We start from the raw sequence: 263 nt of genomic DNA, 5'->3' as shown, positions 1-263 counted from the left end.
GCTCCGTCCATGTAAAGATTTTCTAATTGTCTAAACTCCTCAGTTTGCATGAGTGAATCATCGTTGAAAATATCTGCTTTAGGTATTCTCATCGCACCTTTTGGAATGATGAGTTTATCAAAATATTTCCCATCGCTTCCAAGTTCAAAAAAGGCTTCATTAAAATCCGTTTTTTCAATCAAAGTTGCACTTACTCCATCGCCAAAAATTGGGGCTAAATTCATATTTTTAGGGTGGATGAATTTGCTTAAAGTATCCCCACA

At 35.7% G+C, this 263-nt stretch carries 1 pseudogene; it reads right to left on the bottom strand.

Annotated features, from left to right (window positions below):
- Positions 1 to 263: pseudogene (locus ELQ16_RS09855) on the bottom strand (beta-ketoacyl-ACP synthase III); the annotation flags it as partial.

This window comes from Campylobacter sp. US33a (assembly GCF_004378855.1).
Lineage (GTDB): Bacteria > Campylobacterota > Campylobacteria > Campylobacterales > Campylobacteraceae > Campylobacter_D.
Note: the sequence above shows the minus strand (reverse complement) of the source record. Positions and strands in the feature narration are given on the sequence as shown.